The following is an 11,130-nucleotide window of genomic DNA, read 5'->3' on the forward strand; positions in this document are numbered from 1 at the left end:
CTGTCGTGTAAGGGCCGTCCGTTAGCCTGGGCAGCGGAGCAAGCCGTGAGAATGGGGCCGGATCATGTCGGTTCGAAGGTCATCAGATAGCCGAGATGGTCGGACACCCTGCCGTAATCGCGGTCGGTGAAAACGCTGCGGGCTGACGTGATGCGCAACCGGCTGCCCTGGCGCAGGAACACGTAATCGATCCGCTGATCGTCGTCGAGGTCCTGCGGCCAGCCGGACTCCGCGGCTTCGAAAATCTTGCCGAACACCAGCGGGGAGGTCGCGGCAAGGTACTGGTCGCGATACTCGCGCGACTCGACGACCAACTGGTAGCCCAATGAGCCGGCCTTGATGTTGAAGTCGCCGCAGAGCATGCTGGCCGCGATCCCGTCGCCCGCCTCCTCAGCTGCCCAGCGGCGGAGATTGCCGAACTGCTCGGCAAAGCCGTCCTCCCACCAGCTCAGGTGCGACGAGAAGACGTTGAGCAGTCCAAAGCGCGGCACGCGCACCCGCGCCATGACGACCTTGCGCGAATGGATGCTGTAGGGGTCCGTGCTGCGCGAGACGTAGCGCGCCCGGTGGCTCTCGACCGGGTAGCGGCTGAGTACCGCCACCCCCTCCCGGTAGCGGTCGAAACCGAGATGCGACCAGTCGGTGACCAGTTGATATGGCGCTGCGAGCCGCTCGTTGATGATCCTCGCCGTGTTCGTCTGCCAGTCGCCGCGGCCTTCATTCCAGAGTTCGGCGACCTCCTGCAGGCAGACGATGTCCACCCCGAGTTCTTCGATCGCCCGCGCGATCTGTGACAGCTTGCGATCCTGCTGCTCCTCCTGACAACAGTGCAGGTTGAGGATCATCAGCGTCAGCGGCCGCCGCTCGACGACGTACTCGTGACCGTACGCATCGTCACGGAGCACGCCCCGCTGCCTGGTCTCACAGCTGATGCGGTAGCGCACGCGGAAGGCGTCACCGACCCGCAGCCCGGCCTGCCAGATCTGACAGCCGTAGTGGTTGGGGTTGCGTGCGTTGCTGAGGAACTCGCTGTCCCAGTAGTTGCGCCGGCAGCGGGCGTTCGACTGCTGCGTGCTTCGCCAGTCGTCGGTGGTCCATTCGATGCTGACGCGGCGCACGTCGAGGCCGCTGTCGACCGCCACGACCACCGGCAGCAGTCGCTGCTGGTCGGCCAGGCGGGGCTCGAAGCCGACGTTCAGCAGCGCGCAGCCGGCACCCGGCATGATCCCCGAGTCGGCCTGGATGCGGTGGTTCGCGCCGCCGTTGTTGTCCCAGTACTCGCTGCCGCCGGCGCGGTAGCGAACGGCGAACTCGACGTTGCCGGGCAGTCGTCGATCCTCGGCCAGGGCAACCGCCATTGTCGCCAGCCAGTACTCCTTCTCCGCGTCGACGGCTGCGTGGTAGGCCGCCGGCAAGCTGTGCCAGATGCCGTCCTCGCCCGCCCAGTGCACTTCGACGGTCTTCTCGAAAGCCAGGTTGTGCACCAGCAGCATGAACGACAGCTCCTGTTGTGCCGATTTCCTGCTGATGATGTTCCTTGCGTAGAGCAGTTTGATCTTGTTCATTCGTCCTGGGCGTCGATCAGCTGTCGTTCGGCTCCGTCCTTGACCACCAGGACATCCTCCATCACCAGGTACTGCAGGTCGGAGCCGAAGAACATGTTGAGTGCATCGGTCGGCGAGCAGATCATCGGCTCGCCGCGGCGGTTCAGGGAAGTGTTCAGCACGACACCGTTGCCGGTGAGTCTCTCGAGTTCCCGCATCAGGTCGTAGTAGCGCGGATTGAACTCGCGCCGCAGAACCTGCGCACGCGAGGTGCCATCTTCGTGCACGACTTCGGGCACCCGTTCCTTCCAGCCGTTGGCAACCTCGAAAGTGAAGGTCATGAACGGCGCCGGATGCGCGCTGCCGAGCATCTGCGGTGCGACTGTATCGAGCATGCTCGGGCAGAACGGCCGCCAGCGCTCGCGAAACTTGATCTGCGCGTTGATCCGGTCGGCGACCCCGGCAACGCTCGGGCAGCCGAGGATCGACCGCCCGCCGAGCGCGCGCGGTCCGAACTCCATCCTGCCCTGGAACCAAGCCACCGGATGGCCGGCTGCGAGCAGGCGGGCGACGCGCAACGGGACGGCGGTCAGCCGTTGCCACGCCGGCCGGGCCGGATGACGGGTGCAGGCGGCGATGATGTCCTCGTTGCTGTATGCCGGGCCGAGATAGACGTGCTCCATCTTCTCGACCGGCACGCCACGCTGCACCGAGACGTAGGCAGCTGCACCAACCGCCGTGCCAGCGTCACCGGAAGCCGGCTGGACGAAGAGTTCGCGTACATCCGGGCGGGCAATGATCTTCTGGTTGAGCTTGACGTTGAGTGCCCCGCCGCCGGAGAAGGCAAGGCGGCCAGTCTCCCGCAGGATGTCCCCCAGATAGTGGTCGAGCATCTGCAGCGACAGATCCTCGAACAGCTTCTGCATGCTCGCGGCGTAATGGATGTAGGGGTCGTCGGCAACGTCCCCCGCACGCTTCGGACCCAGCCAATCCACCAGCTTCGGCGAGAAGTAGTACCCCTTGCCCGCTTCCTTGTAACGGCGGAAGCCGATGACGTTCGCGTAGCCCGTATTGACCGTCAGCTCACCGTTCGCGAAGCGGGCGAGGCGGGCGAAGTCGTAGCGTCCCGCATCGCCGTAGGGCGCCATTCCCATCACCTTGTATTCGCCGTCGAGCATCTCGAAGCCGAGGTACTCGGTCAGCGCACCGTACAACCCACCCAGCGAATCCGGATCGTAGAACTCCTTGATCTTGTGGATCCGGCCGTTCTCACCGTAGCCGAAGAAGGTCGTCGCATACTCGCCCTTGCCGTCGATGCCGAGAATCGCCGTCTTTTCCTCGAAGCCGGCGCAGTGGTAGGCGCTCGCGGCATGCGCGAGGTGGTGCTCGACGGGTACGATCTCGGTCTTCCGCAGATCGAAACCCAGTTGTTGCAGACACCACTCGATCCGCCTGCGATAGCGATGGAAGCGGCGGTTGCCGGTCAGGATGGCGTCCAGCGCACGATCCGGAGCGTACCAGTAGCGCCGCGCATAGTGCCAGCGCGCCGGTCCGAACAGGCTGATCGGGGCAAAGGGAATGGCCACCGCATCGACATCGGACGGCCGCATGCCGGCGAAATCGAGGCAGAACTTCGCCGCCTCGTAGGGCATCCGGTTCTTGGCATGCTTGTCACGCACGAAGCGCTCCTCCTCCGCGGCAGCGACGAGCCTGCCATTGCAGTAGAGAGCTGCCGAGGGGTCGTGCGTCAGCGCGCCGGACAATCCGAGTAGGGTCAGTGCCAAGGTAGGGAATTCTCAGAGGATCAGGTTTTCCGCCCGGCAGCCAGGCGACTTGCGGCGCGGCGCAGCATACGGCGACAGTATACCCGCCGCGGCCGCAGTTCTGTTCGCCGACGCGCAGCCGTGGCGCAAAAAGCGCCGGCAAAGACCCTCAGTAGGGTCGCGGTTCGCCTTCCGGCCGCGTCTTGAAGCGGCGGTGCACCCAGTAGTACTGCTCCGGCATGGTGCGGATCGCCTGCTCGATCCAGGCATTCATTCGCGCCGTGTCCGCCACGACATCGCGACTCGGAAAATCCTGCCACGGCTCGCCGACCGTCACCAGGTAACCTGTGGCGTCGGGCAGGATGCGCGTCAGGCAGGGCACGACCGTGGCGCCCGCCAGTCGCGCCAGTCGTGACAGACCGGGAACGGTCGCCGCCGGAACGCCGAAGAAGGGCACGAAGATCGAATCCCGCCGCCCGAAGTCCATGTCAGGCAGGTAGTACAGCGGGCGTCCCGACTTCATCGCCCGGACGCTGGTCCGCACCGGCTCCTGGCGCGACAGCAGCAACTGGTCGCCAAAACGCTGACGACCACGGAGCAACAGGTCATCGAAGACGCGATTCGACTGCACGGCGTAGATGCTCGCACAATCGAAGCGCATGGCGATCGCCGCGCCACCGGCATCGAGTCCGACGAAGTGCGGCGTCAGCATCAGCACCGGCCGCCCCGCTGCGACCAGGGTCCGCAGGTGCTCGTCGCCGACAACGGTGAGCAGGCGCGACAGCCGCTCCGTGCTCGCCCACCAGAGCAGGCTGCGCTCGAGCATGCTGCGGCCGAGCACCCGGAAATGGTCCCGCGCCAGCTGCCACCGCTGCTCGTCGGAGAGATCCGGGAAACACAGGCGGAGGTTCACCAGGACGATGTGGCGTCGCCGCCGGCCGAGGTGGAAGGAAAGGCTGCCAAGCGCGCTGCCGCAACGCGCCAGCACGGGCAGCGGCAGCCAGTGCAGCAGCCAGAGCAGCCCGACCGCCAGCCGACTCAGCATGCCGGTTTGCCAACACCCTGCAGACAACGGTCCTGCAGGCCTGCTGTCAAGAGACAACTGCCCTGCCAGACCCGGGCTGGACTGCGGTGTGTCACGGTGCTAGAGCAGTTCCTCCAGGCGCAGCCGGATGATGCGCCCGCGCACCGCCGCCAGCGACTCGATGGCGGCAATCGCCATATCGACCTCCCGTTCGCGCGTCTTGTGGGTCAGCATGATGATGTCCGTCTGCTCCTCGCCCTCGCCCGGTTCGCGCTGGATCATGGCGACGATCGAGATGCCGTTGTCGGCGAGAATCCGCGTCACGTCCGCCAGCACACCCGGCCGGTCCTCGACCCGCAGGCGCAGGTAGTAGCTGCTCACCACGGCGGAGATCGGCAGGATCGCCAGGTCGACCATCGCGTCGGGCTGGAACGCCAGGTGGGGCACGCGATGTTCGGGGTCGGCGGTGTGCATGCGGGTGACGTCTACAAGATCGGCGATGACTGCCGAAGCGGTGGGTTCGGCACCGGCGCCCTTGCCGTAGTAGAGCGTCGCACCGACCGCATCGCCCTTGACCAGGACCGCGTTCATCGCCCCCTCGACGTTGGCGATCAGTCGCTTCGACGGGATCAGCGTCGGATGCACGCGCAGCTCGACACCCGCAGCGGTCCGCTTGGTGATGCCGAGCAGCTTGATGCGGTAACCGAGTTGCTCGGCGTAGCGGATGTCGGCCGCATCGAGCCGGCTGATGCCCTCGATGTGTGCCTTGTCGAAGTTCATCGCGGTGCCGAAGGCGATTGCCGACATGATGCTGAGCTTGTGCGCCGCATCCACCCCCTCGACATCGAAGGTCGGATCAGCCTCGGCGTAACCGAGGCGCTGCGCCTCCGCGAGCACCGTGGCGAACGGCAGCCCCTTGTCGCGCATCTCGGAAAGGATGAAGTTGGTCGTACCGTTGATGATGCCGGCGATCCATTCGATGCGGTTCGCCGTCAGTCCTTCGCGCAGCGCCTTGATGATCGGGATGCCACCGGCGACCGCCGCCTCGAAGGCCACCATCACCCCCTTCTCACGAGCGGCAGCGAAGATCTCGTTGCCATGCTTGGCGAGCAGCGCCTTGTTGGCCGTCACCACATGCTTGCCGTTGTCGATGGCCTGCAGCACGAGTTCCCTGGCCACATCGCAGCCGCCGATGAGTTCGACGACGATATCCACCTCCGGATCGCGGACGACGGCAAAGGCGTCGTCGGTCACGCGGCAGGCGCCAGCCGTCAGCTCCTGCGCCCGCGCCGGGTTGCGGTCGGCGACGACGCTGATGCGAATCGGTCGGCCAGCACGGCGGGCGATCTCCTCGCCATTGCGGCTGAGGACCGAGAACGTCCCGCCGCCGACGGTGCCGATGCCAAGTAGTCCAACGTTGATAGCTTTCATGGAGCAGTCAGGAGTGAGGGTTGTCGAGGAGACGCGGCAGCCGCCTTGGCGACCGTCCGCGGTGCCTGTCACGCCGCCGTTGCTGCGCGCTTGCTATAGTGGGCGAGAAAGCGGGCGATGCGGGCGATGGCGTCGCGCAGATCGTCTTCGTAGGGCAGGAAGACGAGGCGAAAGTGGTCGGGCGCCGGCCAGTTGAAACCGCTGCCCTGCACGAGCAGGACACGCTCCTCGGTGAGCAGCTCGGCGATGAAGTCCTGGTCGTTGGCAATCGGATAGATCGCCGGGTCGAGGCGGGGAAACATGTACAGCGCCGCCTGCGGCTTGACGCAACTGACGCCCGGAATGGCGGTGATCAGAGCATGCGCGAGATCGCGCTGACGGCACATGCGTCCTCCCGGAGCGACCAGGTCGTCGATGCTCTGGTAGCCGCCCAGTGCGGTCTGGATCGCGTGCTGCGCCGGCACGTTGGCGCACAGGCGCATCGACGCGAGCATGTCGAGCCCCTCGATGTAGTCGCGGGCGCCGCGCAGATCGCCGGAAACGACCATCCAGCCAGCCCGATAGCCGCAGGAGCGGTAGTTCTTGGAGAGACCGTTGAAGCTCACGGTCAGCACGTCCTCGGACAGCGACGCGATCGCCGTATGCGTCGCGCCGTCGTACAGCACCTTGTCGTACACCTCGTCGGCGTAGATGATCAGGCCGTGTACCCGGGCAATCTCGACCAACTCGCGCAAGACTTCCTCCGGGTAGAGGGCGCCGGTCGGGTTGTTCGGGTTGATCACCACCAGCGCCCGCGTCCGCGGCGTGATCTTCGCCCGCAGATCATCGAGATCCGGCAACCAGCCATTTGCCTCGTCGCAGAGGTAGTGTCGCGGCGTGCCGCTCGACAGGCTCACCGCCGCCGTCCACAACGGGTAATCCGGCGCCGGCACGAGGACTTCGTCGCCGATGTTGAGCAGCGCGTTCATCGCCATCACGATCAGTTCGGAGACGCCATTGCCGATGTAGATGTCTTCGAGCGTCACACCCTTGATGTGCTTCTGCTGCGTGTAGTGCATCACCGCCTTGCGCGCCGAGAAGATCCCCTTCGAATCAGCGTAGCCGGCGGCGCCCGGCAGGTTGCGGATCATGTCGAGCTGGATTTCCTCCGGCGCGTCGAAGCCGAATGCGGCGAGGTTGCCGATGTTCAGCTTGATGATGTGATGCCCGTCTTCCTCCATCTGCTTCGCGCGCTGCAGCACGGCGCCGCGGATGTCGTAGCAGACGTTGTCAAGCTTGTTCGATTTCAGTACCGGTTTCATCGTGCAGGCCTCAGAGCAGGCCATCCTTCCTGAACATGTCCTTGATGCCGCGCACCGCCTGCCGCGTCCGCTCCTCGTTCTCGATCAGCGCGAAGCGCACGTGGTCATCGCCGTACTCGCCGAAACCGACGCCCGGCGACACCGCGACGCGCGCCTCGGCGAGCAGCTTCTTGGAAAACTCCAGCGACCCCATCTGGCGATAGGCTTCCGGGATGCGCGCCCAGATGTACATCGAGGCGCGCGGTATTTCGACCATCCAGCCGGCTTCGTGCAGGCCCCTGGCGAGCACGTTGCGACGCCCCTGGTAGAGCTGGCGTGCTTCCTCGACACATTGCTGCGGACCATCGAGGGCAATCACCGACGCCACCTGGATCGGCGTGAAAGTACCGTAGTCATGATAACTCTTGATCCGCACCAGCGCGTGACACAGTTCCTGGTTGCCCACCATGTAGCCGACCCGCCAGCCGGCCATGTTGTAGCTCTTCGACATGGTGAAGAACTCGACCGCGACCTCACGCGCGCCGTCGACCTGCATGATCGACGGCGCCTGGTAACCGTCGAAGACGATGTCCGCGTACGCCAGGTCATGCACCACCAGGATGTCGTGCTGCCTGGCGAGGGCGATGATGCGCTGGAAGAACTCGAGGTCGACACAGCGCGCCGTCGGGTTGCTCGGAAAGCCGAGGATCATCATTCTTGGCTTCGGGATCGACTCGCGGATCGCCCGCTGCACTTCTTCGATGAAATCGACATCCGGCGTCATCCGCACCGAGCGGATATCCGCGCCGGCGATGATCGCGCCGTAAATATGGATCGGGTACGACGGATTGGGGACGAGGACGGTGTCGCCGCGATCGAGCGTCGCCAGCATCAGGTGTGCCAGCCCTTCCTTCGAGCCGATCGTCACCACCGCCTCGGTCTCCGGATCCAGGCTGACGGCGTAGCGCCGCTGGTACCAGTCACAGATCGCCCGACGCAGGCGCGGGATTCCCTTCGAAACCGAGTAGCCGTGCGTGTTCTCGCGCAGCGCCGCTTCGACCAGCTTGTCCGTGATGTGCTGCGGCGTCGGCCCGTCGGGATTGCCCATGCTCATGTCGATGATGTCCTCGCCACGCCGGCGGGCGGCCATCTTCAGCTCGCTGGTGATACTGAAGACATAGGGTGGCAGGCGGTTGATGCGGGAGAACTCTCTCATGGTCGAGACTCGGGAAGTGATCGGCGCCAACGGCGCGTGCCGCTCGTTCGACGGACCGCCGACGACATCGGCCGCAAACGGCAAAGCCGGACTGGGAAGGCAAAAAAGCTATAATCCTACTTCAACGACTGCCGTGCCGCAATTTCGATGAAGCTTCAGAACACCCGGACTGAAAACCTCAACACCTTCACCGCCTACGGCGACGACCATGTCGTCGTGAACGGCATCCGCCACTCCTGCAACCTCGCCGTGCTGCCCGACCGCCTGCTGCCCGAGTGGACGCTGGCCAGCTTCGAGACGCTGAGCATCGCCGACTTCGAGCTGCTCGCCGGGCTCGACGCCGACATCGTCCTCCTCGGTACCGGCAAGCGGCTGCGCTTCCCCAGGCCCGAACTGCTGCTACCGCTGGTACGCGCGCAGCGGGGGCTCGAGGTGATGGATCTGGCGGCCGCCTGCCGCACTTACAACGTCCTCGTCGGCGAGGGGCGTCGAGTCGCCGCCGGCCTGCTCCTCGCCTGAGCGCAAGCCGCGCCCCGCTCGCTGCACACCGCCAGGTCCAGCCTTCGCCAGCCTTGACACGCATCGCCTTCAAGATTGACGTCGGCAGCTGCCGCGGCACGCTGCACGGCGTCCCGGCGCTGATCGACCTGTTGCAGCGGCACCGGGCGGCTGCCAGCTTCTTCTTCACGTTCGGCCCCGACCACGGCGGACGCGAGTCGCGGCGGCTGTCGCCGGCAAGGTACCACGATCGCCTCACACGCCTCTATGGCCTGCTGCTGCCGGCCCCTCGAATCGGCGTCCGCTGCGTCGACGGTATGCTTCGGGCACGCGATGCCGGCTTCGAGGTCGCCGTGCATGCCTGGGACCGTGTGCGCTGGGAAGCCCGCTCGCCAGCCGCCGAAAACACCTGGATCGAAGCGGAGATGACGCGGGCCTGCCGGCGTTTCAGTGACATCTTCGGTGAGCCGCCGCATGCCTGCGCAGCGCCCGGCTGGCGGACGAACCGCCATGCCCTGCGCCTGACACAGCGCCTTGGCATGGGATACGCCAGCGACTGCCGCGGGACATCGCCGTTCATACCGGTCATCGACGGCGAAATCGTCCTCTGTCCACAGTTGCCGACGACACTGCCGACGATCGACGAGCTGCTGGCGACCGGCTCGACGTCGCTCGAGCAGGCGATCGAGCGGCTGGTCGAAGAACCATCGCGCGTCGCCGGCGACCACGTCTTCACGCTGCGCGCCGAACTCGAGGGAATGTGTTTCATCCCGGCGTTCGAGCACCTGCTCCGCGAGTGGCAAGCTCGCGGGCATGAGTCATCGACGCTGCGCGAGCTGATCGGTTCGCGCAACATCGTCACCTTGCCGCGGCATGAAGTGGTCTTCGCCAGCATCCCGGGGCGCATCGGCCCGCGCATGCTGCAGGGAAAGGCTTTCCTGCCGGCGGATCGGCATAGGGGCGGCCAGATTACCTGACCGTCCCCCTGCCACACCACCCGGCATGCGGGTCCGCACCGGGCGGTTCGAGTGGTTGAGGTTATGAGAGACGCGGCACGCCGAGTCGGTCGAAGTAGGCGATCGGCATCACACGATTCAGCGCGAAGCGGCTGTTATGCCACCAGCGACGGCTGTTTGCGGCGATCCGCTGGGCATCCTGCTCAGAGGCACCCAACGCCAGTAATTCCCGATACATCGTCGTACCCCGACGCCAGTGTTTGAGTTGCAGAGCACGCAACCGGTGACGCAACCACTCGTCGAGTTCGCGAAACACTTTCGGCGTCTGCGCAAGCTGAAAGTACCCCTTCCAGCCCGGCAGGTAAGTCCGGAGCCGTTTTACTACCTCAGGCAGGCTGCGCCCGCCCGAGCGACGCGTCAATAGTCGGATGCGTTGCTTGTAGGTGTCCAAAGCCTTTCTGGCCACGGCGCATTTGATCCGGTCGCCCGCACTGCGCCACAACGCGTAGCCCAGAAACTTGCGACCGATCGCCGACGCAACCGCCGTTTTGGCTTCATTCACCTTCAGGTGAAGTCGGTCATAGAGGCGGCGCAGACCATCGAGAACCCGCTCGCCCGCCTGGCGACTGCGCACATAGACATTGCAGTCGTCGGCATAGCGAACGAAACGATGCCCACGCGTTTCCAGGGCCCGGTCCACCTCGTCGAGCAGCACATTGGCCAGGAGCGGCGATAACGGACCGCCTTGCGGCGTCCCCTCATACCGCTGCATGACCACCCCGCCATCCATGATGCCGGCCACAAGGTAACGGCGAATCAGCCGCAGCACGGCCTTGTCGTCGATTCGCCTCGATAGCCTGTCCATCAGAATGTCGTGGTTGACCCGGGCCACCCTTTCGCGGGTCGCGCCCTGCGGGTTTTGAGTTATACGCGCCGAACCAGTGGCCCGTATCTCCTGCTGATCCTGCCGGACCAGAGCCGGTCACTCATTCCAGCAGAAGGGACCGATTGGGGGGGCACTGACCAGACTCCCGGCAAGACACCCGACCGTGACGGGACTCGCTTGGCCTCCCTAAGCCGGCGAAGCCGGAACCAAACAGGATGAGGTTTCTGTCATAGCCAAAACGGGATAAGCGGAGGCGACCATGACACAGATGCTGACCGATCGCTATCACGAGCGGCTTGCCGGAACGCTCTCCTGCTACGACCGGATCGTGATTACGGGCACGTTGCCCGGCGCGTGCTACGCGGCGGGGATGACGAGTTTTCTCAATGCCCGACACCTTCGAATTTTTGACTACCCGCGCTTTGCCGAACCGCTGCGCGATCGCATTCGTGAAGCCGCACAGGCTCTGGCGACCGCGCAGGTGTTACGTCCCGCCCTATTCAAGCCTCTCCGTCCCGAGCTATTCCGGGGT

At 65.2% G+C, this 11,130-nt stretch carries 8 protein-coding genes and 2 pseudogenes; 3 read left to right on the plus strand and 7 right to left on the minus strand.

Going from position 1 to position 11,130, the window contains the following annotated elements; translation table 11 throughout:
- Window positions 1-62: 62 nt before the first annotated feature.
- From NFW30_RS18595 to alaC, 6 genes are all read right to left on the minus strand, one after another.
- The gene (locus NFW30_RS18595; protein WP_295349581.1) at window positions 63-1,565 is read right to left on the minus strand and encodes an endonuclease/exonuclease/phosphatase family protein; all 1,503 of its coding nucleotides are present in this window, start codon (window positions 1,563-1,565) and stop codon (window positions 63-65) included.
- Window positions 1,562-3,328 (minus strand): carbamoyltransferase, encoded by a 1,767-nt coding sequence (locus NFW30_RS18600; protein ID WP_295349580.1) that lies wholly within the window; start codon window positions 3,326-3,328, stop codon window positions 1,562-1,564. The genes NFW30_RS18595 and NFW30_RS18600 overlap by 4 nt, the downstream gene beginning before the upstream one ends.
- Window positions 3,329-3,476: 148 nt before the next feature.
- The gene (locus NFW30_RS18605) at window positions 3,477-4,349 is read right to left on the minus strand and encodes a lipid A biosynthesis acyltransferase (RefSeq protein ID WP_295349617.1); all 873 of its coding nucleotides are present in this window, start codon (window positions 4,347-4,349) and stop codon (window positions 3,477-3,479) included.
- A gap of 102 nt (window positions 4,350-4,451) precedes the next feature.
- Window positions 4,452-5,762 carry a homoserine dehydrogenase gene (locus NFW30_RS18610; protein WP_295349579.1) on the minus strand — a complete coding sequence of 437 codons (1,311 nt, stop codon included), beginning with the start codon at window positions 5,760-5,762 and terminating at the stop codon, window positions 4,452-4,454.
- A 68-nt stretch (window positions 5,763-5,830) separates the two neighbouring features.
- Entirely contained in the window at window positions 5,831-7,063 is a 1,233-nt protein-coding gene (locus NFW30_RS18615; RefSeq protein WP_295349578.1) for a pyridoxal phosphate-dependent aminotransferase, read from the minus strand.
- Between the two features lie 10 nt (window positions 7,064-7,073).
- Window positions 7,074-8,258, minus strand: a complete 1,185-nt coding sequence (alaC, locus tag NFW30_RS18620) for an alanine transaminase (RefSeq protein ID WP_295349577.1) — start codon at window positions 8,256-8,258, stop codon at window positions 7,074-7,076.
- 147 nt (window positions 8,259-8,405) lie between these two features.
- Between alaC and NFW30_RS18625 the strand changes: the two genes are divergently transcribed.
- Both NFW30_RS18625 and NFW30_RS18630 read left to right on the plus strand, forming a co-directional pair.
- The gene (locus tag NFW30_RS18625; RefSeq protein WP_295349576.1) at window positions 8,406-8,777 is read left to right on the plus strand and encodes an Mth938-like domain-containing protein; all 372 of its coding nucleotides are present in this window, start codon (window positions 8,406-8,408) and stop codon (window positions 8,775-8,777) included.
- A gap of 53 nt (window positions 8,778-8,830) precedes the next feature.
- Window positions 8,831-9,733 carry a polysaccharide deacetylase family protein gene (locus NFW30_RS18630; RefSeq protein WP_295349575.1) on the plus strand — a complete coding sequence of 301 codons (903 nt, stop codon included), beginning with the start codon at window positions 8,831-8,833 and terminating at the stop codon, window positions 9,731-9,733.
- A gap of 61 nt (window positions 9,734-9,794) precedes the next feature.
- On the opposite strand, the pseudogene NFW30_RS18635 reads toward NFW30_RS18630, so the two are convergent.
- Window positions 9,795-10,598, minus strand: a pseudogene (locus NFW30_RS18635) (reverse transcriptase domain-containing protein); the annotation flags it as partial.
- Window positions 10,599-10,857: 259 nt separating this feature from the next.
- On the opposite strand from NFW30_RS18635, the pseudogene NFW30_RS18640 reads away from it, so the two are divergent.
- A pseudogene (locus NFW30_RS18640) lies at window positions 10,858-11,130 on the plus strand (MarR family transcriptional regulator); the annotation flags it as partial.

The organism is Accumulibacter sp. (assembly GCF_023806635.1).
Taxonomy (GTDB): domain Bacteria; phylum Pseudomonadota; class Gammaproteobacteria; order Burkholderiales; family Rhodocyclaceae; genus Accumulibacter.